This is a genomic window from Bradyrhizobium sp. S3.2.6 (assembly GCF_040546885.1).
Taxonomy (GTDB): domain Bacteria; phylum Pseudomonadota; class Alphaproteobacteria; order Rhizobiales; family Xanthobacteraceae; genus Bradyrhizobium; species Bradyrhizobium cytisi.
This window is the reverse complement of the sequence record NZ_JBEPOS010000001.1, coordinates 746,097-772,902: the sequence shown is the minus strand read 5'-3', so window position 1 is coordinate 772,902 and position 26,806 is coordinate 746,097. Positions and strand designations below refer to the sequence as shown.

Here is a 26,806-nt window from a genome sequence, read left to right as displayed (position 1 = left end):
ACTGGATCGTCCGCCTTCGCGGACGATGACACCGTGGATGGTCTACGCACTCCGCGCCAGCGCGCCGTCGATCATGTTGACTGCGTTCTGCACGCCATACACCGCGACGAACGAGCCGAAGCGCGGGCCCTTCTCCTGGCCGAGCAGCACCTGGTAGAGCATGTTGAACCAGTCGAGCGTGACGCCGGGACGACCGTCCTTGCCCTTCTTGACCTTGTCGAGGAACGGCTCGCGGCGGCCGATCTCGTAGACGACGTTCTGGATGTCCTCGGCGGAGGACTCCTGCGGAAGCTGCGACAGCGCATCACGCAGATCCTGCAACGCGGCGCGCTCGACGTCGGTCGGTTGGCGGAACTGCTTCGTCGGCGCGACGAAGTCGCGGTAATAGTTGATGGCGTAGCCGACCATCGCGTCGAGCTTCGGATGCGTCTGCGGGCTCACGCCGGGACGGTAGCGGCCAATAAAACCCCATAGCGTCTCGGCGTTTTCCGCGTTCGATGACGACACCAGCGTCAAGAGCAGCTGGAACGTGACGGGCATGTCGGCCTTCGGCGGATGGCCGTAGTGAATGTGCCAGACCGGATTGCCGAGCTGCTGCTTGTCGTCCTGCCTGGCAAAGCCGTCGCTGAACTGCTGGTAGTCGTCGACATTGCGCGGGATGACGTCGAAATACAGCCGCTTCGCCGCCTTCGGCTCGCGATACATGAACAGCGTCAGCGATTCCGGCGAGGCATAGCGCAGCCATTCGTCGATGGTGAGGCCGTTGCCCTTCGACTTCGAGATCTTCTGGCCTTTCTCGTCGAGGAAGAGCTCGTAATTGAAGCCTTCGGGCGGCGTGCCGCCGAGCGCCTTGGCGATCGCGCCCGAGAGCTTGACCGAGTCGATCAGGTCCTTGCCGGCCATCTCGTAGTCGACGCCGAGCGCGACCCAGCGCATCGCCCAGTCGGCCTTCCACTGGCATTTGACGTTTCCGCCGGTCACCGGCGTCTCGACTTCCTGGTTCGTGTCCGGATCGACATAGGTCACGGTGCCGGCCGCGACGTCGCGGCGGATCATCGGCACCTGCAGCACGATTCCGGTGGTCTTGCTGACGGGGAGGAACGGCGAATAGGTGGCGCGGCGATCGGGCCCGAGCGTCGGCAGGATGATCGCCATCACCTGGTCGTAGGCCGCGAGCATCCTGAGCAGCGTCGCATCGAAGCGGCCGGACTTGTAATAGACGGTCGAGCTTGCGAACTCGTAGTCGAAGCCGAAATGATCGAGGAAGGCGCGCAGGCGTGCGTTGTTGGCGTCACCAAACGACGGATGCTCGTTCGAGAACGGGTCAGGTACCGCGGTGAGCGGCCGCCCCAGATATTGCGCCAGCATGTCCTTGTTGGGCACATTGTCCGGCACCTTGCGCAGGCCGTCCATGTCGTCGGAGAAGGCGAGCAGGCGGGTCTTGATCTTGTCCTCGGTCAGCACACGAAAGGCATGGCGCACCATCGAGGTGCGCGCGACCTCGCCGAACGTGCCGATGTGCGGCAGGCCGGACGGACCATAGCCGGTCTCGAACAGCACCTCGTCCTTCGGGCTTTTCTTGAGCCGCGCGACAATGGCCTTCGCCTGCTCGAACGGCCAGGCGTTGGATTGTTCGGCGAGCGCACGAAGATCGCTCGGGCTCATGTTGGGATCGATAACGGACATCAAGGGGCCTCCGGGCCGCGGAAAATAGCGATTTCCGGGCAGAATGCAATTTTGTGGGGCGGTGTTGCCTCTCACACCGTCATTGCGAGCGTAGCGAAGCAATCCAGACCGTCACTGCGGAAACAGCCTGGATTGCTTCGTCGCAAGAGCTCCTCGCAATGACGGCGGAGGAAGCAGCGACCGGGTTAGAACGGGCTCACCGAAAAATACCGCAGCCACAGATCGGTGTAGCGGCCTTTTTCCCAGACGCGAAACAGGGCCCAGTTCAGGGCCTGGCGCAGCACGTCGTTGCCCTTGCGCACGGCGATGCCGATGCCTTCGCCGAAGAAGCGGCTCTCGACGAAGGGACCGCCGGAGAAGGCGCAGCAATCGCCGGAATCGGTGCCGTTGATCCAGAACGCCAGCGAGATGGCGTCGCCGAAGATGAGATCAACCTCGCCCTTGCGCAAGCCGGCGCGCAAAGCATCGTCATTGGGATAGCCGTGCAACTCGGCGTCGGTGAACATCGCCTTGAGATAGGCCTCATGCGCGGAGCCCGCGATGACGCCGACCTTCTTGCCTTCGAGATATTCGGGCCGGATCTCCGGCATCACCGCATCCTTGCGCGAGGCGAAACGCGCCGGCACGCGGTAATAGGGATCGGTGAAATCGACGCGTGCACGAAGCTGCGGGCTCACCGCCATGGACGCAATGATCGCATCGCCCCGGTTCGAGGTGAGCGCATCGACCAGCGTCTCGAAGCGGCGCATCTGCACGGTGCAGGTGACCTTGACCTCTTCACAAAGCGAGCGGGCGAGATCGACGTTGAAGCCGGCCGGATTGCCGTCGGCGCCGGTGTAGTTGAACGGCGGATAATCGGTCTCGGTCAGGAAGCGGATCACCGTCAGGCGCGACAGGTCGGGCCGCTCCGGGCGCCGCCGCGGGTCCCAGAACCCGGGCACGGCCTGGGGGGCAGCTCGAGGTGCCGCGGGAGGCTGCTTCGACGGTGCCTGGGCGCGAGCGCCCGGCAGGCCCGCGAGCAGGCACGCGGCAACGGCCAGCCCCGTCAGCAAGCCACGGGCAGATTTGGACGATTTCGCCTGTTGCGATGGAGCCATCGGCCGGAAATGAACGAATTTCATTGGGATCGGAGGGCCTTATAGACCATCCGGCCGGGAACGCGAGCGCCGATTGTGACTACGCGGTCGTCATGCCCGGGCTTGTCCCGGGCATCCACGTTCTTGGTGCTGCACGAAAGATCGTGGATGGCCGGGTCAAGCCCGGCCATGACGATGTGGAAGCAGCTTCGCCTGGACGAGGCCTTCAAAGATACCGCTTCAGCTCCGTCGCGGCCTCTTCGGGGCTCCGCTTCAGGTTGAACGGCGAGACGAAACGGCCGTCGCGGTCCATCAGATAGATCAGCGCGGTGTGGTCCATGGTGTAGTCGCCGTCCTTGGTCGGGACCTTCTTGGCATAGACCCGGTAAGAGGTGATCACCTTGGCGGTCTCGGCGGGATCGCCGCTAAGGCCCTCGAGATGCGGATCGAAGCTTGAGAGATAGTCCTTCATGGTCGCGGGTGTATCGCGCTCGGGATCGACCGAGATGAAGACGGCGTTGACCTTGTCGGCATCCTTGCCCATCGCGCGCAGCAGTTCCGACAGCTCGAACAGCGAGGTCGGGCAGACGTCGGGACAATGGGTGTAGCCGAAGAAGATCAGCGTCGGCTTACCCTTGAGGCTGTTGTCGGTGACGGCTTTGCCGTTCTGGTCGGTGAGCTGGAACGGGCCGCCGATCGCGGCCGGCTGCGCCACCTTGCTGACGCCGCCCATGGCCCAGAACAGCACCAGCAGACCGACGACGAGGCTTGAGGCGAAGGCGGTCGCGATTACCAGCGGACGGGCGGTGGAGCTCATGGGCGGAATACTTCCTGTCGCGAATCAGAAGCAGGCGGCAAAGCCGGTCCTGATCATTTCGAAGAACACCTGGGAGCCGTAATGGAACCAGAGCGCGAGCGCGCCGATCACAAGGAGCCCGGCAACACAGGCGCCGGCCAACAACAGCACGGACGGCAGTCGGCCGGCAGTGGGCGAATTGTCCGATACCGGATGTACGGTGTGCAGTGGCTGAGCCATGACAATGACCGGAGCGAAGGCGCCGGTTCCCTGGCCTTCAGATAGGCTTTGGCCCGCCTACGGGCAAGGCGCCGCTGGCGGGCCGGGACCCCGTCATGCTTAGGATATCAGTGAAGGAGCTGACCCCGGGCGGACTCGAGCTGTTCCGCTTGCGGCAGAGGCCGGCGCGACGGCTTGATCGCAGAGGCCTGCGCGTCGAGGTAGCAGGGCTTGTACATGGCCTGGAGCTGCCTGCCCCTCAGGAACAGCATGTGCGGCGTGAGGCCGCCGCGCTGTGAGATCCAGCGCTTCACCTGCGAGGGATACATCGAATAAAGCATGTGGGTCGCCTCAGAGTTGGTCACGGCGCGACCATTGGAGCCGAAATCCCAGGCGGCGTGGAAGCCGAGCGTCGCGTGCGAGGTGACGCAGATGCGGTCGCGCGGGATGGCGCCGAGGACGATGGTGCAGGCGGAAGCGCAGAGGCCGTCGATGATGACGGTGTCGCCTGATTGCCGCAGGTCCTGATATCTGTCGACATAGGTTCCGATCCGGCCGCCGCGGTCATCCGCGATCCGAACCACCGCGTGAGACGCCCCCATGCAAGCGACCAGCACGATCGCCGCAAGCAACCCCGTCAGAAACTTCATTGGCCCCCGCCCCGGTCGTTTGCGAATCTGTGTGTCAGGTGGTGATGCTCGTCTAGCGTCGGTCGACTTCGTGGTTTTGTCTAGGCAGGCGGGCTTACTCAAAACAAATTCAAATCCAGTGTTGCGTCCGCGCTGCACTCAGGCCCGCCTCGATCCCAAAGTGGAACAAGTTAACGATGTCCTACGCGACAAGCCCTTGATCTCAGTTGCAACCGCCGGCTTCAATCCCGGACAACTACAGGGGGGAACTCATGGCCGAGCATTCGACTGAGCAGGCGGACGTCATTGTCGTCGGCGGAGGACTATCGGGACTGGTGGCGGCGACCGAGATTGCCGACGCCGGCAAACGCGTGATCGTGGTCGACCAGGAGGGCGAGCAGTCGCTCGGCGGCCAGGCGTTCTGGTCGTTTGGCGGATTGTTTCTGGTGAACTCCCCGGAGCAGCGCCGGCTCGGCATCAAGGATTCTTTTGACCTCGCGATGCAGGACTGGCTCGGCACCGCCGGCTTCGACCGAGACGAGGACTTCTGGCCGCGCCAATGGGCGGAGGCCTATGTGGCGTTCGCGGCCGGCGAGAAGCGCGGCTGGCTGCGCGCGATGGGGCATCGGATCTTTCCCGTGGTCGGCTGGGCCGAGCGCGGCGGCTATGACGCGATGGGCCACGGCAACTCGGTGCCGCGCTTTCATGTCACCTGGGGCACCGGACCCGGCATCGTCGAGCCGTTCGAGCGCCGCGCGCGCGAAGCCGCCAAGAGCGGTCGGCTGATCTTCCGGTTCCGCCATCGCGTCGACGCGCTCTCGATCACCAACGGTACGGTGGACGGCGTCAGCGGCGCCATTCTCGCGCCGGACAGCGTCGAGCGCGGCAAGAGCTCGTCGCGCAGTGTCGTCGGCGAGTTTGCGCTGAAGGCGCAAGCCGTGATCGTGGCGTCCGGCGGCATCGGCGGCAATCACGATCTGGTGCGCGCGAACTGGCCCAAGCGGCTCGGCGAGCCGCCAAAATTCATGATCTCCGGCGTGCCCGAGCATGTCGACGGCCGCATGATCGGCATCACCGAGGCATCAGGGGCGCGGCTGATCAATCGCGACCGCATGTGGCACTATGTCGAGGGCATCCAGAACTGGTCACCGATCTGGCCGCGCCACGGTATCCGCATCCTGCCAGGCCCCTCCTCGATGTGGTTCGACGCCACGGGCACGCGGCTGCCGGCGCCGCTATTCCCGGGATCCGATACGCTCGGCCAGCTCAAATACATCATGTCCACCGGCTATGATTATTCCTGGTTCGTCCTGACGCAGGCCATCATCAAGAAGGAGTTTGCACTGTCGGGCTCGGAGCAAAATCCGGATCTCACCGGCAAGAGCTGGCGCATGACCTTGCGCCGCGCCACCAACAAGGGCGCGCCGGCGCCGGTCGAGGCATTCAAAAGCCATGGTGTCGACTTCATCGTACGCGACAAGATCGAGGATCTCGTCGCCGCCATGAACAATCTCGCCGGCAACGATTTGCTCAAGCTCGACGAGATCAGGATTCAGATCGAGGCGCGCGACCGCGAGATCGCCAATCCTTACGTCAAGGACGCGCAGGTGATGAACATCCACAATGCGCGACGTTACATCGGTGACAAGCTGATCCGCACCGCGTCGCCCCACCGTATCCTCGATCCCGCGCAGGGGCCGCTGATCGCGGTCAAGCTCAACATCCTCACCCGCAAGACGCTGGGCGGCTTCGAGACCGATCTCGACTCACGCGTGTTCGGCGAGGAAGGGCAGATCATTCCCGGCCTCTACGCGGTGGGCGAGGCCGCCGGCTTCGGCGGCGGCGGCATGCACGGCTATCGCTCGCTGGAGGGCACTTTCCTCGGCGGCTGCCTGTTCTCGGGCCGCAATGCCGGCCGTGCGGCGGCGAAAGCGGTTGGCCGTTGAACGAACGCATGCGTGCCGGGCAACGCATGCGTGCCGGGGGTGGCACAGCGCGAGGTGCTGCGCTAGACAGGGCCGCCATTCCCACCAGGAGATCCCCTAATGAGCATTCAGCGTCTTGAAACCGGCCCGCGCATGAGCCAGGTCGTCGTGCACGGCAACACCGTCTATCTCGCCGGCGTCGTCGCCAGCAATGCGGCCGGCGAAAGCGTGACCAAGCAGACCCAGGACATCCTGAAGACCATCGACGGCCATCTCGCCAAGGCCGGCACCGACAAGTCGAAACTGCTGTCGGCCACGATCTACATCACCGACATGAAGACGTTCCAGGAGATGAACGCCGTGTGGGATGGCTGGGTGTCGCCCGGCAACACCCCGGCCCGCGCCACCGTTGAAGCGAAGCTGGCCGCGCCGCAATACACCGTCGAGATCATGGTGACCGCGGCGAAGTAAGTTCGCGCAAAACCACAGGCGACAGGAGCGCGATGAGACCATCATCGCGCTCCTTTTTTTACGGACGCATGATCTCCGAGGTAATCGATCCCAGCGCGCGAACCTTCGATAGTCAGGTCAGCCGAACCACACGGCGCCATCGAAGGAGAGTCTCATGACCGACCACGTCACGATCGCCCGCCGCTACATCGATCTCTGGAACGAGCCCGCACAAAATCGCCGCCGCGAACTGCTCAGCGAGAACTGGACGGCAGATGCGAGCTATGTCGATCCGCTGATGAAGGGTGACGGCCGGGACGGCATCGATGCCCTGATCGCCGGCGTCCAGCAGCGCTTTCCCGACTTCAAGTTCAGGCTGATCGGCGAGCCCAACGGCTATGGCGACCATGTGCGCTTCAGCTGGGGCCTTGGACCTGATGGCGTCGATAACCCGATCAAGGGCACGGATTTCGCCGTGCTGAAGGATGGCCGCATCAGGAGCATCACGGGATTTCTGGATCAGGTGCCTGCGGGCGTGTGAGCGACGAACGCATCCTCGAGCTCAGTCGTCGTCCCGGCCTGGTGCGCAATTGCGCAAGGGGGGGGCGACATTATTCGCCGGGTGCGCTCTCGGGCTATGGAACCGCCAACCGATACGCCCGGTTCGCATTCACCCCAAACGCCTTGTCGCGGACGCTCGCGCCTAGCTTCGCCAGGCACGCCTCCAGCGCGGCCTTGATCTCGCCGTAGCTACCCGCCAGCAGGCATACCGGCCAGTCGGAGCCAAAGATCAGGCGGTCCTCGCCAAAACTATTCGCGACGTGCTGGACAAACGGAAACAGCCGCTCCGCGTCCCAATCGGTCCACTTCGCTTCCGTCGCGAGCCCCGAGACCTTGCACCAGACGTTGCCGCAGGCCGCGAGCGACGCGATGCGGTCGGACCATTCCGCGCTGCCGCCAACGGCGATCGGCGGTTTTGCGGCGTGGTCGAGCACGAAGCGTGCGTGCGGAAAAGCTTTTGCAGTTGCGATCGCAGCGGGGAGCTCGCGGGTGCGGACGAGGAAGTCGTAGGCGAGATCGCGGGCGAACACCGCCGCGAGTCCGCGCTGGACGTCCGCGCGCAACAGCCAGTCGGGATCGGCCTCGTCGTGGACCTGGTGGCGGATACCGACCAGCTTTGCGCCGCCCGGCAGCGCGCGCAGCCGATCAAGCGTGTCGCCGAGCGCGGCATCGGTCAGATCGGCCCAGCCGACCACGCCCATGACGGAGGGCGTGTCATGCGCGACCCGCAAAAATTCCTCGGTCTCCTCAAGCGCGGAGCGGCACTGCACCACGATGCTTGCGTCGATGCCGTTCGCCTTTAGCAGCGGAGCTAGATCGGCGGGCCCGAAGGCGCGGCGGATCGGCGTGAGCTCAGGCGCATCCATCCAGGGATAGTCGGCGCGCGCGGGATCCCAGAAATGCTGGTGCGCATCGATGAGCATGTCTCACGCTCCGCGCGGCAGCGGCGCCCGCGCGTCGACGAGGTTTTTCGCGCGCAGCTCCTGCCAGAAAGCTGGCGGCACCGTGCGCTCCGACATCGCGATGTTGTCGGCAACCTCCGCGGCGTTGCGCGCGCCCATCACCGCGACCGTCACGGCCGGATGGGCCATGCAGAACTGGAGCGCGGCGGCCTTCAGCTCGGTGCCGTGCTTGCGGCAGAGCTCGTCAAGCGCGAGTGCGCGCGCCACGAGTGCCACGTCGGCGTCCTGATAATTGAACTTCGCGCCGGTGTGCGGATTGGCCAAAATGCCGCTGTTGTAGATGCCGCCGAGCAGGATGCCGATGCCCCTCTGGCGGCAGACCGGAAACAGCGCATCCAGCGCGCCCTGGTCGAGCAGCGTGTAACGGCCAGCGAGCAGGAAGCAGTCGACCGGCACGGCTTCGGCGAAACGTGTGAGCATCTCCGACTGATTCATGCCGGAGCCGATCGCCTTGATGGTGCCGTCGTCGCGCAGGCGCATCAGCGCGCGGAAAGCACCGTTGACGGCCGCGTCATAGTGATCGTCGGGATCATGCACGAGCAGCACGTCGACGCGATCGAGCCCGAGGCGGTCGAGACTTTCCTCGACCGAACGCATCACGCCGTCATAGCTGAAATCGAATTGCGGCCGCAGCGCAGGGGCGCCCTTGTAGTGATCGTCCTCGGTCGAACTGGGATCCGGGCGCAGCAGCCGGCCGACCTTGGTCGAGATCGCAAAGGAGTCCCGCTGCTGCTGGCGCAGGAAAGCGCCCAAACGGCGCTCGGCGAGGCCAAAGCCGTAGAGCGGCGCGGTGTCGTAGAAGCGGATGCCGGCCGACCAGCCGGCCGCGAGCGTCGCTTCTGCATCGGCATCGCTGACCGCCGAAAACAGGCCGCCGAGTGGCGCCGAGCCGAGGCCTATTGCCGTAACATCGAGACCGTTAGCCAACCGCGTACGCTTCATTGCAATATCCTTCCAATCCGCAAAAGCACTCCCTCCCCCGCAAGCGGGAGAGGGAGTGTAGCGCAGGAACGTTGGGCTGGTAACGTTCCTACTTCAACAATTGAGCGACGTTGTCCTTCGTCACCAGGTCGAGGCCGGTGTAGATCACTTCCGGAACCTTCTGGCCCTTCTTGATCGCCAACAGGGTGTCCATAGACTTCTCGCCCATCTCGAACGGACGCTGGCCGGTGAGCGCGTTGGAGTAGCCGTCGCGCAGCAATTCGAGCTGCATCTTCAGCGTATCGGCGACGACGAGCGTGAACTTGCCGGCGTCGATATCCTTCTTGTTCTTGTTGACGAAGGCTTTGTAGCCTTCGGGCGCGAACATCGGCCAGCCGCCGACCGGCACGATCGCACCGAGGTCGGGCGTTGCGGTACGCAAGTCCGACATCTGCTGGATCGCAAGCGCGGAATCGTCATTGCAGAAGGTCGGCGAACCCTGGACCTCGACCCATTTCGAGCCCTTGAGCGCTTCGCGGACACCATCGACACGTTCGGCGAGGTTTTTCGCACCGGGGCCGCCGGAAACCATGGCATATTTGCCGCCATCGGGCCGGAGCTTGAGCAACTGCTTGCCGAGCGCGAGGCCGAAGTCCTTGTTGTTGGTGCCGATATAGGCAAGCCGCTTGGAACCCGGCGCATCCGCGTCAAACGTAATGACGGGAATGCCGGCTGCAGCCGCTGCATCGATCGACTTGGTCATCGCTGCGACGTCGGCAACCGAGATTGCCAACCCATCCACCTTCTGGGTGATGAAGTCCTGGATGATCTGGGCCTGTGTCGCCGGCTCGTGCTCGATCGGCCCCTTGTAGATGCATTCGACATTGCCGAGTTCCTTGGCTCGCTTCAGGCAGCCGTCACGCGCCACATCGAAGAACGGATTGTTCATCGCCTTGGGCACGACGGCGAACTTGTAGGTCTGGGCAAATGCCGGGGTCGCCATCATTGCGATGGTCACGCCGGCCAACAGAAGCTTCTTCATTTCTTCCCTCCACACTTTGTTGCCTATCCATTTGTGATGTGATGCCCCGGCAGGCGGATAGACGATCTTTCGTTGTCCTTCCGGAGTAACTGGTTAAGTCATGCGCGAGCGGATCCGGTCGACCAGCACGGCAAGGATGATGATCACGCCCACCAGCGTCTGCTGCCAGTAGGAGTTGACCTGCGCGAGCACGAGGCCGTTGCGGATCACTTCGAGCAGCACGCAGCCGACGATGGCACCGAGCGGACCGCCGATGCCGCCGGCCAGATTGGCGCCGCCGATCACGGCGGCCGCAATCACGTTGAGCTCGTATGAGGTCGCCATGTTGGCGGGCGCCGAGCCGAGCCAGCCGGAGATGATGATGCCCTGGAGCCCCGCGGCGAGCGCGCAGATCACGTAGACCTCGATCTTCACCCGCACGACCGAGATGCCGGTCAGCTCCGCCGCCTTCTCGTTGCCGCCGAGCGCGAAGACGTGGCGGCCGAAACTGGTGTGATGCAGCACGACCGCCATCACGGCGGCGAGTATCACCAGATAGATGAAGGGAGCGGGCACGCCGAGCACGTCACCCGATGTCAGCGCATAGAAATAATCGGCGTCCGGCCCGCCGGGAAAGCTGCCGCGGCCGTTCGAGACGACATAGGCGAGCCCACGCACGATCGAGAGCATGCCAAGCGTGGTGACGAAGGGTGACAGCCCGAGCACCGCAATGCAGAAGCCGTTGACGAGCCCGACGATCAACGCGGCGCACAGCCCCGCGAGCACCGAGATCACAAGGATCAATCCGGGCACATTGGCGACGGCGGTCTTGCCGTCGGCGGCCAAATGGACGAACACCGATCCCGGCGCCGACAGCTCGATCATGACCATAGAGGTAATCATCGCAGAAAAACACATCATCGAGCCGACGGAGAGATCAATGCCGCCGGTGATGATGACGAAAGTGATTCCGAGCGTGGCAATGGCGATGAAGGAAAAGTTCTTCGCCACGTTCTGCATGTTGCCCTCGGTGAAGAAATAGGGGCTGGCAAAATGCATCACGACCATCAGCACCAGGAGCGCCAGCAGGACGTAGCCGGTCTGGGAGGCGAAGATGCCGCGCCGCCACCATTTGATCTTGCCGACGTTCGAGAACGTGACGGGGGATTCCAGGGGCATCGCCATCACGCCGCCTCCTTCGCGCCGGTGATAAGGGCTGTGACTTCCTCGGGGGAGGTGTCGTGGATCGGCTTGTCGGCCCGCTTCTCGCCGCGGCGCATGACAATGACGCGGTCGCACACCGCAAACACGTCGGGCATGCGGTGCGAGATCAGCATCACGGCGACGCCCTGCTCCTTCAAGCGGTGGATCAGGCTCAACACCTGCTCGACCTGGCGGACCGAGATCGCGGCCGTCGGCTCGTCCATCATGACCAGCCGCGCATTGGAGAGCCGCGTCCGCGCGATCGCAACCGCCTGGCGCTGGCCGCCGGACATCTGCTTGACGAGATCGTCGGGGCGAGTCTCCGAACGCAGCTCGCCGAACAATTCCAGCGCACGCGATGCCATGGCCTTGTGGTCGAGCAAAGCGATGGGGCCGAATTTACGCTTCAGCTCGCGGCCGAGAAACACGTTGGCGGCAGCGGTCAGATTGTCGGCGAGCGCGAGGTCCTGATAGACGACCTCGATACCGACCGCGCGGGCATCGATGGGCCGGCTGAAATGGACCGCATCGCCACCGAAGCGGATTTCGCCATGGCTGGGGCGGAAATTGCCGGCGATGATCTTGACCAGCGTCGACTTGCCGGCGCCGTTGTCGCCCATCAGGCCGACCACTTCGCCCGGGTGGACATGCATATCGACATCATGCAGCGCGCGGATGGCGCCGAACTCCTTGCCGATGCCGGTCAATTCGAGCACCGGTGTTGCGTCAGCACTTGCCATCAGCGACCTCAGATGTAGCGGTTAACGAGAGATTCCAGATATTCCTGCCGTCCCGAGCGCGGCTGCGGGTCGAAGCCGGGACCCATCGCGCGATCGGCGAGATCGGCGAGCGAGCGCTGGCCGGCGAGAATGGCCCGGCCCTCGCCGCCTGCCCATCCACCGTAGCGGTCGGCAAGCGGCGCCGTGAGGGCGCCGGCATCGAGCATGTCGGCAGCAGCGAGGAACGCCCGCGCGCAGGTATCCATCGAGCCGACATGAGCATGGATGAGATCGTCGGGGTCGATCGACTGACGGCGGATCTTGGCGTCGAAATTGAGTCCGCCGGAGGTGAAGCCGCCGCGGTTCAGCATCTCGTGGAACACCAGCGCCAGCTCGCCCACGTTCATCGCGAACTGATCGGTGTCCCAGCCGAGCAGATCGTCGCCGCGGTTGATATCGAGCGAGCCGAACACGCCGAGCGCCTCGGCCAGCGCGACCTCGTGATGGAAGGAGTGTCCGGCGAGGATGGCGTGGTTTTGCTCGATGTTGAGCTTGACGTCCTCGAGCAAATCGTAGCGTGCGAGGAAGCCGTAGCAGGTGGCGACGTCGAAATCATATTGATGCTTGGTCGGCTCCTTCGGCTTCGGCTCGATCAGGATCGGGCCCTTGAAGCCGATCTTGTGCTTGTGCTCGACCACGAGCGAGACGAAGCGGCCGAGCTGGTCGAGCTCGCGCTTGAGATCGGTATTGAGCAGCGTCTCGTAGCCCTCGCGGCCGCCCCACAGCACATAGTTCTGGCCGCCGAGCCGATGCGTCACCTCCAGCGCGGCGCGGACCTGGCCGGCGGCATAGGTGAAGATCTCGGGGTCCGGATTGGTCGCGGCGCCCGCCATGTAACGGCGATGCGTGAACAGGTTTGCCGTACCCCAGAGCAGGCGGACCTTGGCCGATGCCATCTTCGCCTCGAACAGATCGGCGATGGCGTTGAGGTTGGCGACGGATTCGCGGAGCGAGGCACCTTCGGGCGCCGCATCGACGTCGTGGAAGGTGAAGAAGGGCACATCCAGCAGGCGGAACAGCTCGAAGGCGACATCGGCCTTGGCGCGCGCCATCGCCATCGGATCGGAGCCGTGGTGCCAGGGCCGCAGAAACGTCTCGCCGCCGAAGGGATCGCCGCCCGGCCAGCACAGCGAATGCCAGTAGCACACCGCAAAGCGCAAGTGATCTTCCAGCCTGCGGCCGTGGACCATGCGGTCCTTGTCGTACCAGCGGAAGGCGGGCGCATTTCCCGCATCCTTGCCGGCAAAGGCTATGGGTGCGCTGGCATCGAAGAATTTAACTGACGCGTTCACTTAAAGACTCTCCTTCAATGCGGGGTAAAGCTCGCGCCAGCGGCGATAGGCCTCGTCGTAGGCGGACACAGCGGAGGCGCGGGGCACGAAACTGGCAAGCCGACGCGGGCGGGTGCACACTTGCGCGGGATCGTCGCCGGTGGCCGCAAGCCGGCCGAGCCGCGCGGCGCCGAGCGCTGCGCCGACCTCGCCCTCCTCGACGCGGTGCACAGCAATGCCGAGCACGTCCGCGCAGATCTGCGCCCACAGTGGCGAGCGCGAGCCGCCGCCGACCAGATCAAGCTCGGCGATCGCGCCACCCGCCGCGCTCAGCGCCGTCAGATTGTCGCGCGCAGCGAAGGCGACGCCTTCGAGCACGGCCTGGACGATCTGGCTGCGCCCGGTCGCAGCGCGCAAGCCGACGAAGGCGCCGCTCGCGGCGGCATCGTTGTGCGGGGTGCGTTCGCCGTCGAGATAGGGCAGGAATTTGACCGGGCTCGGCCCCTCGACGCGCTCGCCGAGCGGCGCCAGCAGGGCCACTGCAGGAGTCTCCATCACACCTGCGAGCCAGGCGAGCGAGGCGGCCGCTGATAGCATCACGCCCATCTGGTGCCAGAGACCCGGAAGCGCGTGACAGAACGCATGCACCGCCGAGGCCGGCGCCGGCGCAAAGCGATCGGTGACGCGGAACACCACGCCTGAGGTTCCCAATGACAGAAACGCATCGCCGGGCGCGATTGCGCCGAGCCCGATCGCGCTCGCGGCGTTGTCACCGGCGCCGCCGGCGACCATGACGTCCTTCGCCATGCCCCAGCGCTGCGCGAATTCGGACGCGAGCACTGCGCTCGCATTGCTGCCCTCGACGAGCCGCGGCATGTGATGCAGGTCGAGCCCGGCGGCCTTGAGCAGCTCCGCCGACCAGCTGCGCCGGCCGACATCGAGCCACAGCGTGCCGGCGGCGTCCGACATGTCCTCGGCCATCTCGCCGGTGAGCCGATAGCGCACATAGGCCTTTGGCAGCAGCACTTTTGCAACGCGTTCGAAAATGTGAGGCTCGTGCCGCGCCACCCAGAGCAATTTTGGCGCCGTGAAGCCGGGCATCGCCAGATTGCCGGCGATGGCGTGCAGCGAGAGGCAGCGGCGCTCGAGCTCGATACATTCGGCGTGCGAGCGACCATCGTTCCAGAGGATCGCAGGCCGCAGCGGGCGTCCGTCGGCACCGAGCAGCGTCGCGCCATGCATCTGGCCCGACAGCCCGATGCCGCGCACCTGCGTGACCTCGCGCGGATGATGTTGCGCGAGAACGTCGACCGCGCCGATCGCCGCATCGACCCAGGCGTCGGGGTCCTGCTCGGACCACAGCGGCGCGGGATGCGACAGAACGAGCTCGCGCGCTGCCGTCGCGACGACCGCGCCGGTTTCGCTCACGAGCACCGCCTTCACACCGGACGTACCGATGTCCACTCCGAGATACAAACTCGTCCCTCCCTCTTCGTTTGAGCGTGATCTGTTCGGGATCACGCTGCCGCGGTGCACGAATTGACGTCGCGCTTTCCGCCGTCACTCACTTCAAAACACAAGGCACCGCGCGCGCTTTGCGGCTACGGCAGATTGTCCCGCATCAAGATGTCGATGCGGATATTCTCCTGTTCGCTCAAGATCGGCTCGTTGCGTGCGAGCGACAGCAGCACGCGCACGGCGGAACGCGCCTCGTGCCCTGGATTCTGCGAGATCGCGACGTCCAGCGTACCCTGCAGCAGCAGTTTTCGCGTCATCGCCGTGAGATCGTGGGCGATGAACACGATCTGCTTGCCGCGGCCGGCCTCGGTCAGGGCTTTGGCCACGCCTTGCGTGCCGGCGCCGACATTGTAGAGGGCGATGATGTCCGGATGCTTGCCGAGCAGCCGCGATATCAGCTGCTCGGATCGGTCGTCCTCGTCGCGCCCCTCGAGCAGGGGCAGCAAGTCGAGGTGCGAAAATTCCGACGCCATCACCTGGTTGAAGCCAAAAATGCGCTCGGCATGGTCGCGCAGGCCCCGCGATCCCGCGATGATGGCGATCTTGCCGGACTTTTGCCCGACCAGCCGCCCGACCAGCGCGCCGGCGGTGCGGCCTGCGGCGATGTTGTCGATGCCGACATAATGGTGGCGGCGCGACGACGGCACGTCGGAGACCAGCGTCACCACCTTGGTGCCGGCATCGACGAGATCGTTGATCGCAGCGCGCACGCCGGGATGATCCAGCGCCACGACGGCAACGCCGTCGTAGTCGCCCGAGAGCGTCTCGAGCGTTGCAGCGAGCACGGACGGATCGAACACATCCGTATTTACCATCTCGACGCTGAGACGCCGGGCCGATAGCCAGCCGGACATCTCGCCGAGATAGGCCTCGATCTGCTGCATGAACGGGTTCGCCCCCGACGGCATGACGAAGGCAAACCGGCGGACGCGGCCGCGGGCGAGCTCGGCGGCAGCCACGTGCGGCTGAAAGGCATTGCGCGCGATGGTCTCCTGGACGCGGCGGACCGTATCGGACCGCACACCGGGGCGGTTGTGCAGGACGCGATCGACCGTCGCCAGGCTGACACCCGCCTCGCGGGCGATGTCCTTCAGCGTCAGCGCGGCGGAGACGGTCTCTTCGGCCATGCCTGAAGGCTAGCAGAGGTGTTTTGAGGTGCGCAACTCATTTTGAGGGGCAAGACGATCTTTTCGAGCCCCGGTTGCGCCAGGGCGTCAGCGGCCGCTCAGATCGAGTGTCAGAAACAGGCTGTTGGGGTCCTCGACATAGCCCTCGAACGGGCCGCAAGGCACGAAACCGTGCGCCTGATAGAGCGCGTGCGCGGGCTTGAAATAGTCCCACGAGCCGGTCTCGAGGCTCAACCGCTTGATGTCGCGCTTGCGCGCCTCGGCGATGATGTGGCGGAGCATCAGACCACCAAAGCCGCGCCGGCGCGTGGTCTGGAGCGTGTGCATCGACTTCACCTCGCCGTGGTCGGCCGAGAGCGTCTTCAGCGCACCGGTCGCGACCAGCGTCTCGCCGTCCCAGCCGGTCCAGAACGCGACGTCGCTGGCGCGAAGCCCGGCGAGATCGAGCGCATGCGCGCTGCCCGGCGCGGTTTGCGCCCGCGCCGCCGCAACGTGGTGGTCGAGCAGCGCGACGACGCGCGAATCGAAGGTGTCGCCAATGCGGATCTGCATCGTCAGGGTCTCACATCTTCCCGTAGGAGGTGCCGCGCCGCGTGATGATGACGTAGCGCGCATCCTGCTTGGTTTCGTTCTCGAAGGTGACCGCGCGCATGACGTCGAAGTCGAGACAGTCGCCGTCGCGCAGGCGCACCGTCTTGGCGTCGATATGCACGCAGACCGCGCCCTCCAGCATCAGCAGTTGCTGGGTGAAAGCGTTGCGGCCCCAGGGGCTGTAGGACACGCGCGCGCCGGCCGGCAGGTCGACGACGATGATCTCGATGCCGCTCGCCGCATCGGCCGGCGAGGCATGGCGCCGCCGGTAGCCGCTGTCGGGATCGCGCCATTGCGGCTGGTCGGCAAGCCGCGTCAGCCGCTCCGGCGGCTTCTCCGAGAGCGCGACGACGTCGCTGAGCGAGACGTCGAGCGCCGCACAGAGCTTGCTCAGCAGCGCCGCCGTGGCACTGCTCTGCGCCCGCTCCACCCGCCCGATCATGGCCCGGCTGACACCGGAGCGGCTGGCGAGTTCGTTCAAGGTCATGCCGGCCTGCGTCCTCAAGGTCTTCAAGCGCCGACCGATCGCCCTGTCGAGTTTTTGCTGGTCCATGGCCTCATCCGAACATCGCCCGGCACATGGACCGCATCCGCCGGGCGGGAGGAGATTAGGCCGGAGGAGCGGCGCGTGCCGGGAGCGAAGGGCTAATATATTGGAATTTTTGCGCGCCGCGCGGCAAGGTTTGCGGCCTCGGTCAAAGCAAAGCCGGCATTCGCTAAACAAGAAAATCCGACGCCGCGCCGTGGACCTGCGGGATCAGGGATCCAGGTGCTAGGTGAAGCGTCATTGCATGATGGTCCGCATCGGTCAGTGTCAAAACATCGGTCTGATAGTTGAGGGCCACGTTCACCTTGGTATCGAAGCCATCCAGCACCAGCGTCGCGCCTGGCGTATAGTTTGCAATGACACCCGATGTTTGTTTGGCATCGGGCCCGAATACAAATGAATCCCTACCAGTCAGAACGACATTGCTGCTGAGATTACCAGCGACCGCCAGCGTCCCGTCGCTGACGTAGACAGTTCCAGTCCCGCTCAAACCATCGACCTTGAGCACGCCACTATCCAGGACAGTGCCGTTGTTGACGAGGTTGCCTGAGACATCCACCTCACTGCCGGCGCGGACATCGACGAGGCCGTTACTTGTCAAACCGTTCCTGAAGTCGATCGCGCCGCCCTGATCGGCGGTGATCGTAGCAAATCCGTTGAGAACGGCGTCGTCGAAACTGAGCGAGGCGTGCGTGGCTTCGATCAGGCCGTTGTTGGTGACGGAATTGCCGGTGTTCACTTCAAGCGGTTGAGACCCGTTCGCATCGAGCGTGCCGGCGAAGCCGATATTCAAAGTGAGGCCGTGGTCGCCGTTCCCGATCGTGCCGGCGCCATCGATCGTGCCGCCCTCAAGGTCGAGCGTGTGATGCGCACTGCTGTTCAGGATCACAGAGCCCGGATCGAGCTTGACCTCGCCGTTGCCGATGACGACGATGTCACCGGTCAAGACAGTTTTGGTGGCATTGAAGAGCTCGATCTTGCCGCCGTTGTTCAACAGGCCGCCGACGTTCAGAACGCTTCCGGCACTGTCGTCAAACACGGCGCCAGCATTAAGCGTCACGTTGTTGAAGGTGTTGGTGCTGCCTGCAACGGATTCGATAAGCGCGCCGGATGCCGCATCGAGCGAAATCCCGTCGAGATGCACATTGTCGAAGGTGATGGTGCCGCCATGGGCGGCGATCACACCGAGGGAACCGCCGAAGATGATATCGTTCGCGAGCGCGAGGGTCGCCTGGGTTTCGTTCAGCGAACCGAGATCACTGATCAGGCTGTTGCTAATGACACCGGTGCTGCCGGTCTCATGCAGATTCCCGCTCACGCCGATACTGATGGTTGCCCCATCGATCGATGTGAAGCCCGTCGAGCCCGTGACAATCAGAACCCCGCCGGAAGCGGTGTCATTCACGTCAGTGACCGTGATCGCGAGGTTCTTTGTGGTGATTTTCTCCCCGTCGCTGACAGCTACGGTGAGGTCATAGACATTGTCGTGGTTTGCGTCTTTCGGCGCTTCGAAGTCGGGCGCAGACTTGAACGTCACATCGCCTGTCACCGACACGTTGAACAGAGCCGCATCGGCACCGGATAGCGAATAGGTCAGCGCGGGGCTGTCGACGTCGGTCGCCGCGACGCGGTAGGTGACATCAGTGCCATTCTCCGCGAAGGTTGCCGTCGCGCCCGAGCCGATCACGGGCGCATCATCGATTCCTGTCAGCGTCACGGTGACGCTCTGTGTCGCGGAACCGCCGTGACCGTCGTCGAGGGTCAAGGTGAAGGCGTCGGTATGGGTCCGTCCGGCCGCGAGCGGAGCGATGTTGGCGTGAAAGACATCATAGCTCCACGTCACCTTGCCATCGGCATCGTCGACCGTGGCCGTGAGTGTGCCGAGATCGCCGCTTTGCGATGCCACCGAGATCGTGTGAGTGTCGGTCTTGTCCGCGTCGGTAAAAAACGCCGCCCCCGATGTCGAAACATGGGCGGCGCCATTGTCCGTCAGCTTCGCTTCGGTGACGGACGGCGGAGCAATATCCTTCACATATATGTCCTCAGTGCCATTGGTATCGCCCGGCACGAGATTGCTGGCTGAAGATTCGAATACCAACTTGGTGCCATCAGACGAGAACACGGGAGCTTGGCTGTAGCCGTTTGCCTGCGCGCCGCTCGCGTTGGTCGAGACAATCTTGACGGTGCCGGTGATCAGGTCCTTCACATAAATCTCATAGCCATTGACACCCGGCACGAGATTGTCGGCGAAGGAATAGAACGCAATCTTCGTACCATCAGGCGAGAACACGGGTTTCTGGGCTTCGCCGTTGTCCTGCGGAGCTCCGTCGGCGTTGGCCGATACCAACGTGACCACGCCTGTGGTCAGATCTTTGATGACAATGTTGCCGATTCCGATATTGGAACTCCCCGGCACAAGATTATCGGCAAAGGTATAGAACGCCACCTTGGTGCCATCAGGCGAGAACACCGGGTCGTAGCTGCCGCCATTCCCATGAACGCCGCTGGCGCTGTCCGACACCAGTGTGGTGACCCCGGTGGCAAGATCCTTGATGTAGATATCGTTGATGGCGCCACCTCCTGTGGTGGACCCGAACACGATCTTGGTGCCATCGGGCGAGAACGAGGGGGCGAAGGTAAAGCCATTCTGATCCCCGCCGCTGCCGTCTCCCCCGTTGTACGGACTGGCCCCCACGAGCGTTATCGCGCCAGTGGTCAAGTCCTTCACGAAGATGTCGCGCACATGGTCGGTATCGCCCGGCACGAGATTGTCGGCATCGGAATAGAACGCAACCTTGGTGCCGTCAGGCGAGAATATCGGGTTGGTGCTCTGGAAGCCGTCCGCCTGCGCCCCGCTGGCATTGGTCGACACGCGCGTGATGGCGCCGGTCGTCAGGTCCTTCACGAAGATGTCGTAAGCACTATTGGTATCGCCAGGCACCAAATTGTCGGAAGCAGATGCGAACGCCAGCCTGGTACCATCGGGCGAAAAAACCGGCTGGTAGCTCCAGCTATCCCCCTGCACCCCGCTGGCGCTAGTCGACGCGAGCGTGATTGCGCCAGTCGTCAGGTCCTTCACGAAGATGTCGGGTTGACCGTTGGTATCGCCGGGCACCAGATTGTCGGCATAGGATTCGAAGGCCACTTTCGTGCCGTCGGGCGAGAACACGGGCTGGTGACTTTGGCCATCCGCCTGCGCCCCGATTGCGCCGGTCGACACGCGCGTGACGGAACCGTCGCTGCCACCATCGGCGGTGAAAACAGGTGCTGAGTTTGTCATCAATGCCTCCGTTTGCCCGACAACAGGCCGGACCCGAATGTTTGTTCGATGATCAGAAGCAAAAACGCGGGCGCCAATAAGTCCCTGCTGACCAAACTGCCGACCAAAGCAAGCTTATTGCCCCTGAATGACGAACGCTTGATGTGGCTCGACGCATCATCGCGACAACGCTGCGACTAGTGGTGCATGACTTGCGGTATGATCCGAACGACAATGCCCACTCGCGAGCAGGCCATCGAAACTACCGCTTCGATAGGCTACTTTATCTGTCGCGTCTTGGTGCCGCCTAGTTCCTCTGGGGGCCTTGGCCGCAAGGCTCGGCTCAACCTCTACGGTACTTCCGCATAGCAATCGTCGCCAAAGATCCAGCGAAGTGCACCAAGTTCCGGCAAAGTGTTGGAGCGGGCGAAGGGAATCGAACCCTCGTATGCAGCTTGGGAAGCTGCCGTTCTACCATTGAACTACGCCCGCAAATCGCTTTTGATTCAATTACTTAGATCGATTTGCGATTTTTGATCATGTGGCCATTGTGTGGCCGCCAACTTACCCCACCATACCGTGCCGACTGGCGGGATCAAGTCGTCCCCGCCACCTTGGTACTCGCCAGCATCCTCGGTGTGCTACCATCTGGGCACAACCAAGATTCGCGAATCGCGGCGGATGTAGCGTTGCTGCATCCCCTTTTCGACGCCCCGGGGAGTTTCTTTTCTTGAGTGCTGAAGCTGACGAAGCCACCGGGGCGCCCGGTAAAATTCCTTTGATCCACCTGTACATTGACGAAACGGGTTCACGGCATCTCGACCGTCCCGGTGCTCAGGCGAAGCACGGCTTCGACTGGTTCGCCATAGGCGGCCTTTTGGTAGATCAGGAGCACGAAGATGGTACGAAGCAACGCTTGCAGACGTTTCTCGCGCGTTGGCCGCAGATCAGGAGTCCGCTGCACTTCACCGACATGAGGGCGGAGAAGAAGGGGTTTTCATGGCTTGGTCGCGTAGGGGACGAGACAAGAACGCGATTCTGGTCCGAATATAAAATGTTGCTTGCTGCGGCCCCCGTCGCCGGCACAGCGTGCGTGATTGATCGGCCGGGCTACGCCGCCCGGGGCTACGGAAAACGTATCGGCGAGGAAAAATGGCTTCTCTGCCGGAGTGCTTTCGACATCATATTAGAGCGCGCAGCCAAGTACGCTAAGCACAGAGGTCGTCGGCTGCGTGTTTACTACGAACGAGCTGATCCAGATACGGACGCGCGCGTCGAGGACTACTTTCGAAATATCAAGGCGAAGGGGCTCGCGTTCGACGAGAAAAACTCGGCGAAATACAATCCGATGAAGCCAGACGAGTTTGCACATCTCCTGTTGGACATAACGGGGAAAGACAAATCGAATAAGATGATGCAGGTGGCGGACACCTATCTCTATTCGATCACCCGCGGAAGCTATGAGCGGAAATTCGACATTTACCGCCGTCTCCTTGAGAGCGGACGACTGGTCACGTCGCAAGTGCCGGGCGCAATGGCGGCCAACCTTGGGATCAAGACGTACTGCTTTGAGCTAGTTGCGGCAGCCAGAAACAACAAAAGCCGGGTTTGACCCCGACTTTCGTGCGGCCCCCATACGGAAGACCTCTAGGCATAGCCTGCCTCTTCAATACACGAATCATGTATAAGTTCAACAGGAACTTGGCGCACCGCCAGCGCGGTAACGATTTAGAAAGAATCGCGCCTCTCGCGACGCAATCAATCAGTTGAGCAGCTCAAATATGGGCCTTGTTGCGAGGGCAATACGTTGGCTCTGGAAGCGCTGGTCTGATTACCAGAGCGTCGTAGCGATTCTGGATATCCTAGACCTGAAAACAGCCATCGGCGGCTTGCTGGGTTTCATCGGCATGACGCTGTTCGGTGCGACCAATATGCAATGGTCGCCCCCTGCGGTCATTTTGGCTGGTCTCGTCGCAGGCGCGCTTGTCTCTGTGATCCTTGTAGCGACTCGTCTTTGGTGGGCATTGGGATCGCGAGCTGAGACGAGCGTAGCCAAGTCGCTCGACCCGACCACCTCTCCTGCCGCTCACGATGGCGACATCGATGCTCGTGCCGCATTCTTTCGTATCCTAGACGGCAGCCAGTGGCGAGCTGATCAAGATGCAAAGACCGATACGAAAAACCTAGTTTACGACTGGCGAGAGGTACGGCTGTCGATCGAAATACACAGGCTTCTGCGTAACGGGCGGCTTGCTTCATGGGGCGAAGAATGCTTGCCCGGAACGAATTCAACGCCAGAGAAGCCAATCCCGCCGGAAGTCTGGGACCGCGTCGCAATCCACTTTGATAGATCGTCGGCTCCCCGCACGGCTGCTCACTTCAAAGGACGCACGAGCCGCGAACTGGGCAACATGGCGTGGGTCGCCGTAAAATTTTCCAGCGAGCAAATTTTCGGCCTATTCCCGATGAGGCCGGCATCGCCGATCGATCGAATTTCGATGGTCGAATTGTTAAAGATTGCAACAGAGCTTGGATGGAATTTCACGGATCAACATAGCTTAGAGCTTATTGATCTACAGGACGCGATCAGGCAGGGAGCACTTGATGGCCGCGTCACCGTCTGGGGCAAGCGCAACAGATGGCCGAATGCTCCTCAGCTAATGCGAAAGGAAGTGCTCGAAAAGATTTCCCCGGATCACTTCAAAGAATTCATGGTCAATATTTTTGGAGCGCTGGAGAAAGACAACTTTCACGTTTACACGTGGCATATGCAACCATCGGGGGCAGCCGAAAGGAGTTACCTCGACCTAAACGTAAGCCGAGTTGAAGCAACCCAATGGTTGTCAACCGATGCAGCAGAATTCAAGGGACGAACGACGACACAAAATCGCGTCTAGAGCCGAGCACTATTTCAGCTGCGGAAAAATGACGTCACCACCGAACACGTCGCCCGCGTATCCAGAGACCTGAACATCAACCTTCTTAAATAGGGGCTGCTGGACTATTTTGCTGTTGGGCTTCGCCTTCCTAAAGCCGTGCCACACCGCCGCCGTTATCAAGATGGCAGGAGTTGCTTCCCGAACATTTTTCGTTTCGGAAGAGAGATAGAAGCTGGCGAAGTCAGCCCGCTTGTGGACCATTCGCGATTGCGAGTAATCAACCTCGACCTGCGACAGAAAGCTCTCGAAGCTTTCATCTCTCCATTGCCACTCACCAACCGTCTGGGGCGTCGCTCCGATAGCTTGTTGCAAAGCATTGCTGAGGGGAGTCGGCTGGAAGAACGAGCTTAGAGCGCCGTAAGAAGGCGGCTCTACGAGCGAGCTCAACGGGTTGGAATTTAATCCGAACGGAGCACTAAGGTTAGCACCAAGCAGCCCACCCAGAGGGGGCTGCCCGCGATAGGCCACGCGGACGTTCGGTATTGTTACGCTCTCCTCAGGTTTGTTTGCTGCATCGGTTAGCTTCGACGCGACGTTTGCCGGCCGACCGAGCCAGACGAGATTACGATAGTTGGCTTGCTCACTGCCGTGTTTTCGAATTCCGGTCTTCGTCGCGAGCATCCGGCCATAGTCGATCCCGATTCCGAATTTGACCTCATTCGCCTTGAAATGCTTGTTTATGATGTACTGCGAGACAGTGTTCATCGCGACGCCGCAACTCACTGCGTTGTTGAAGCAGTCTTCGGTATCAAACAAGACCATTACCCGGTCGCCGATGATGCCGCGCACATGGCCCCGGTAGTGACGTGCAGTTCGGGTCATCGCTCGCACGAAAGCAGAATAGAGCTTGGCTACCGTGGGAGCCTTGTGGGCGAAGCTTAAGACGGTCGATCCTCGCATGTCGATGTAGAGAACGCACGTTTGAATGAGCTTTGCGCCCTGGGTGCCGGCATCGAGATTTGGGAACGTAATGGCCGCGTCCCCAGAGTGCGGGACAAAGTCTGTTTCTGTGATGTCAATAGAGAAGCTGCTGTCTAGTATCGAAGCGACTTCTTCTGACAATTCGTCCCTAAGGTCTTCGAGCGCCATGGCGACCTATTTTGTCCAGAGATTGAAGTACGTCATCCAAGCTGCTGTGCCGGCGAGGCCAAAAACAGCAAAGATGACCAGAGTCGCCCCCATATAGAACAGGATAAACTTCCGCTTGGTGATGGAGCTGTTAGCCGCAACCTGGACCGCAAGGTCAGCTATGTAGCTATCGGAGATGTCCTCCCCATCATCAGCGGTATAGCGAGCCGAGAAGGTGCTGCCAAAGGAGCCTGCATCTAGCTCCGCAATGTCGCCGAAGTAGATAAGGCTGCCTCGACCGTCAGAACTGCGATGAAAAGAGCGCATGCTCAGTCTCGGCAAGAACGAGTACAGTGACGCCAGTGCAGCAACAGCAAACAGCAAGAGGCAGACTGCGACAGCAGCGCGAGGACCTGTCTGATTGAAACGACTGCTTGACAGCAGATTGACAAGAGCTAGCGACCACGCCGAAGCGAAGGTGAGGAGGGCAGCATTCTTAGTCTCGGCAAATTTCAGGAAGTCGATCGTTCGCGAGAGCGTGCTCGACAGGGCATCATGCAGGGTCTTCTTCTGATCTGGCGTCTGCATCAGAGTAGTCCATCGGTGTGACCGCACGGCAGAGCCAGCGAATCGGTTAGGTTGCAGAGTTAGATGTTAACGATTCTTGCGGGCGCAAGACAGGGCGCAAGCCATAAAGGTTTTCCCAGACCTGCGATTGGCCCACCGTTTCGCGGGGAATCAGATATTCTGCCGCGAGGAGCGGAGCCATGAGCGCTGAGAATCAGCACTGGGTGCCCAAGCTGTTACTCAAGAATTTTGCCGACGCCGGCAGGGTCTACTGCTTCGATATCCATAGCGGCGAGGTGACCAAGCCTCCGCCGAAGTTCGCCGCATGCGAACCGGGCTTCAATGATTTCGAGATCGACGGAAAGCGAGTTTCATTCGAAGACAAATTCGAGAAAATCGAAACTAAGGCCGCGCCTATTCTCAGGCGGATCGTAGCGGGGCGAAACTTGGCAGGTCTGTCTGCACTTGCTCGCCGCCATGTCGCCCGCTTCATTGCCGCTCAGAGCTTTCGGACGAAGGCCTTCTATGAGGGCTTGACAGATAAGCCTTCTCGCGCCGACTTCGGGACTGTTTTCAAGTACATGTGGCATAGCCTGTTTGTGACAGCGCAGGAGATCGCAAGTCGCCACTGGGCGCTGATGGTGATCGACGGCGATGATGGGTTTTACCTCGGTGATAACCCGGTCGTGCTACAGCGGACGTACGAGCCCAAGAACGGAAAGGACTTGGGCTTTGATGTTGTCGGCGTAGAAGCGTTTCTGCCGCTCTCACCCGTCTGCGCACTGTATCTGGCGTGTCCCACTATCAGCCGGATGATCATCAACAGCTACGAGCAGGCAATGACTGTGCACCGCATGGCGCGGGTCGCGATCTTTTCAGCCAGGGGAATCGGACGCGCCGACTTGCTGGAAACGCAGGCAACGCTACGTCGCACTGGGCAGCTTTACAGTGCCTTCACTGAGGGCACGCCGCTCGCGGCTACCTCGGCAAACATCGAGAACTTGAACTATCTTCAGTGTAGTTGGTCGCTCAACAAAGTGCATTCAAACCGCAAAGACTTTGCTTTTGCGCGGAAAGTGTTTCGTCAATCGCCGCAATACCGCGAGGCGGTGCGAACCTCTCTGCTTGAGAAAGGGCGCATTTTATTGCCGGCTGAAGACAGCGACGGTTAGAGCCGTGTGACCATCTCTTATTCTGGAAGCAGGATGATACGCGTCGACCTGCGGCGCGCCGCGACCTCTAGGGCGCGCTCGCACGTATCCTTGAAAGCCTCTGTTCCGGCATACGCAGCTCGTGATCCTTGGCAGTCGCCAGCGGTGACACGATGCGGAAGACCCAATAGCCGCGGCCGGCCGGCTTGCGACCGTGGCGCTCGAAGTATCGGCTGACATCGATACGGATATCGTCAGCCATGGGATTCTGCTTAGATGAGGATCGGGACGTGAGCCCAAAACTTTTCGATTTATTTCCGGCTCTTCTATTTTTCAGAAACCGACTTTCAAGCCTAATAGCGAGTGCGTCCGAAGGCCCATAACGTTTCGGCCACTCCCCGCGATTCAGTGCCCTACCCGGTAGCTCGATCCACCCACTTCCCCATCCCTCCGCTCGCGCCACGCGTCGGCCGGCCCGAGCCTGCACCGCGCGAGATCGCTGTTCGTTCGCGTCAGCGCTTCCTTCACCATGATCTTGCC

The 26,806-nt window shown here is 62.2% G+C and carries 25 protein-coding genes and 1 tRNA gene; 6 read left to right on the top strand and 20 right to left on the bottom strand.

Features of this window, described 5'->3' with window-relative positions:
• Positions 1-42 precede the first annotated feature (42 nt).
• From ABID58_RS03585 to ABID58_RS03565, 5 genes are all read right to left on the bottom strand, one after another.
• Positions 43-1,686 (bottom strand): lysine--tRNA ligase, encoded by a 1,644-nt coding sequence (locus tag ABID58_RS03585; protein WP_354031550.1) that lies wholly within the window; start codon positions 1,684-1,686, stop codon positions 43-45.
• 185 nt (positions 1,687-1,871) lie between these two features.
• Entirely contained in the window at positions 1,872-2,783 is a 912-nt protein-coding gene (locus ABID58_RS03580) for a transporter substrate-binding domain-containing protein (protein WP_354031676.1), read from the bottom strand.
• Positions 2,784-2,988: 205 nt separating this feature from the next.
• On the bottom strand, positions 2,989-3,579 hold the full coding sequence (locus ABID58_RS03575) for an SCO family protein (protein WP_148754456.1): 591 nt from the start codon (positions 3,577-3,579) through the stop codon (positions 2,989-2,991).
• 24 nt (positions 3,580-3,603) lie between these two features.
• Positions 3,604-3,798 carry a hypothetical protein gene (locus ABID58_RS03570; RefSeq protein WP_354031549.1) on the bottom strand — a complete coding sequence of 65 codons (195 nt, stop codon included), beginning with the start codon at positions 3,796-3,798 and terminating at the stop codon, positions 3,604-3,606.
• A 107-nt stretch (positions 3,799-3,905) separates the two neighbouring features.
• On the bottom strand, positions 3,906-4,427 hold the full coding sequence (locus ABID58_RS03565) for a Clp protease/crotonase-like domain-containing protein (protein ID WP_354031548.1): 522 nt from the start codon (positions 4,425-4,427) through the stop codon (positions 3,906-3,908).
• Positions 4,428-4,678: 251 nt separating this feature from the next.
• Between ABID58_RS03565 and ABID58_RS03560 the strand changes: the two genes are divergently transcribed.
• The 3 genes from ABID58_RS03560 (at position 4,679) to ABID58_RS03550 (ending at position 7,322) form a co-directional block, all read left to right on the top strand.
• Positions 4,679-6,352 carry an FAD-binding dehydrogenase gene (locus ABID58_RS03560; protein ID WP_354031547.1) on the top strand — a complete coding sequence of 558 codons (1,674 nt, stop codon included), beginning with the start codon at positions 4,679-4,681 and terminating at the stop codon, positions 6,350-6,352.
• A gap of 99 nt (positions 6,353-6,451) precedes the next feature.
• Positions 6,452-6,802 carry a RidA family protein gene (locus tag ABID58_RS03555; RefSeq protein ID WP_148754464.1) on the top strand — a complete coding sequence of 117 codons (351 nt, stop codon included), beginning with the start codon at positions 6,452-6,454 and terminating at the stop codon, positions 6,800-6,802.
• Between the two features lie 154 nt (positions 6,803-6,956).
• Positions 6,957-7,322, top strand: coding sequence for a nuclear transport factor 2 family protein (locus tag ABID58_RS03550; RefSeq protein WP_354031546.1), 366 nt, complete (start codon positions 6,957-6,959; stop codon positions 7,320-7,322).
• Between the two features lie 94 nt (positions 7,323-7,416).
• Here the strand turns inward: ABID58_RS03550 and ABID58_RS03545 are convergent, their stop codons facing one another.
• The 12 genes from ABID58_RS03545 to ABID58_RS03490 form a co-directional block, all read right to left on the bottom strand.
• The gene (locus ABID58_RS03545) at positions 7,417-8,265 is read right to left on the bottom strand and encodes an amidohydrolase family protein (protein WP_354031545.1); all 849 of its coding nucleotides are present in this window, start codon (positions 8,263-8,265) and stop codon (positions 7,417-7,419) included.
• A gap of 3 nt (positions 8,266-8,268) precedes the next feature.
• Complete coding sequence (locus ABID58_RS03540) at positions 8,269-9,246, bottom strand: aldo/keto reductase (RefSeq protein ID WP_354031544.1); 978 nt, start codon at positions 9,244-9,246, stop codon at positions 8,269-8,271.
• Positions 9,247-9,334: 88 nt separating this feature from the next.
• Complete coding sequence (locus ABID58_RS03535; RefSeq protein WP_148754471.1) at positions 9,335-10,267, bottom strand: sugar-binding protein; 933 nt, start codon at positions 10,265-10,267, stop codon at positions 9,335-9,337.
• Positions 10,268-10,360: 93 nt separating this feature from the next.
• Positions 10,361-11,431, bottom strand: a complete 1,071-nt coding sequence (locus ABID58_RS03530) for an ABC transporter permease (protein WP_187435226.1) — start codon at positions 11,429-11,431, stop codon at positions 10,361-10,363.
• Positions 11,431-12,189, bottom strand: coding sequence for an ATP-binding cassette domain-containing protein (locus tag ABID58_RS03525; protein WP_148754475.1), 759 nt, complete (start codon positions 12,187-12,189; stop codon positions 11,431-11,433). Before ABID58_RS03525 ends, ABID58_RS03530 begins: the two co-directional genes overlap by 1 nt.
• Before the next feature lie 8 nt (positions 12,190-12,197).
• Positions 12,198-13,520 (bottom strand): xylose isomerase, encoded by a 1,323-nt coding sequence (gene xylA, locus ABID58_RS03520; RefSeq protein ID WP_354031543.1) that lies wholly within the window; start codon positions 13,518-13,520, stop codon positions 12,198-12,200.
• Positions 13,521-14,975 (bottom strand): xylulokinase, encoded by a 1,455-nt coding sequence (gene xylB / locus ABID58_RS03515; protein ID WP_354031542.1) that lies wholly within the window; start codon positions 14,973-14,975, stop codon positions 13,521-13,523.
• Between the two features lie 125 nt (positions 14,976-15,100).
• Entirely contained in the window at positions 15,101-16,144 is a 1,044-nt protein-coding gene (locus ABID58_RS03510) for a LacI family DNA-binding transcriptional regulator (RefSeq protein ID WP_354031541.1), read from the bottom strand.
• Positions 16,145-16,231: 87 nt separating this feature from the next.
• A complete protein-coding gene (locus tag ABID58_RS03505) occupies positions 16,232-16,696 on the bottom strand; it encodes a GNAT family N-acetyltransferase (protein ID WP_354031540.1) in 465 nt (154 codons plus the stop codon).
• Positions 16,697-16,706: 10 nt separating this feature from the next.
• Entirely contained in the window at positions 16,707-17,288 is a 582-nt protein-coding gene (locus ABID58_RS03500) for a helix-turn-helix domain-containing protein (RefSeq protein WP_354031539.1), read from the bottom strand.
• A 163-nt stretch (positions 17,289-17,451) separates the two neighbouring features.
• Positions 17,452-20,562 (bottom strand): VCBS domain-containing protein, encoded by a 3,111-nt coding sequence (locus ABID58_RS03495; protein ID WP_354031538.1) that lies wholly within the window; start codon positions 20,560-20,562, stop codon positions 17,452-17,454.
• Positions 20,563-20,959: 397 nt separating this feature from the next.
• A tRNA-Gly gene (locus tag ABID58_RS03490) sits at positions 20,960-21,033 on the bottom strand.
• 238 nt (positions 21,034-21,271) lie between these two features.
• Here ABID58_RS03490 and ABID58_RS03485 point away from each other — a divergent pair.
• Positions 21,272-22,153, top strand: coding sequence for a DUF3800 domain-containing protein (locus ABID58_RS03485; RefSeq protein WP_354031537.1), 882 nt, complete (start codon positions 21,272-21,274; stop codon positions 22,151-22,153).
• Positions 22,154-22,322: 169 nt separating this feature from the next.
• Complete coding sequence (locus ABID58_RS03480) at positions 22,323-23,438, top strand: hypothetical protein (RefSeq protein ID WP_354031536.1); 1,116 nt, start codon at positions 22,323-22,325, stop codon at positions 23,436-23,438.
• Positions 23,439-23,447: 9 nt separating this feature from the next.
• Here ABID58_RS03480 and ABID58_RS03475 read toward each other — a convergent pair whose 3' ends face one another.
• Both ABID58_RS03475 and ABID58_RS03470 read right to left on the bottom strand, forming a co-directional pair.
• Positions 23,448-24,569 carry an adenylate/guanylate cyclase domain-containing protein gene (locus tag ABID58_RS03475; protein WP_354031535.1) on the bottom strand — a complete coding sequence of 374 codons (1,122 nt, stop codon included), beginning with the start codon at positions 24,567-24,569 and terminating at the stop codon, positions 23,448-23,450.
• A 6-nt stretch (positions 24,570-24,575) separates the two neighbouring features.
• Positions 24,576-25,136, bottom strand: coding sequence for a Pycsar system effector family protein (locus tag ABID58_RS03470; RefSeq protein WP_354031534.1), 561 nt, complete (start codon positions 25,134-25,136; stop codon positions 24,576-24,578).
• A 179-nt stretch (positions 25,137-25,315) separates the two neighbouring features.
• Here ABID58_RS03470 and ABID58_RS03465 point away from each other — a divergent pair, with 179 nt between their 5' ends.
• Positions 25,316-26,287: a DUF4238 domain-containing protein gene (locus ABID58_RS03465; protein WP_354031533.1), complete on the top strand. Its 972-nt coding sequence runs from the start codon at positions 25,316-25,318 to the stop codon at positions 26,285-26,287.
• 67 nt (positions 26,288-26,354) lie between these two features.
• On the opposite strand, the gene ABID58_RS03460 is transcribed toward ABID58_RS03465, so the two are convergent.
• A complete protein-coding gene (locus tag ABID58_RS03460) occupies positions 26,355-26,528 on the bottom strand; it encodes a hypothetical protein (protein WP_354031532.1) in 174 nt (57 codons plus the stop codon).
• Positions 26,529-26,806 lie beyond the last annotated feature (278 nt).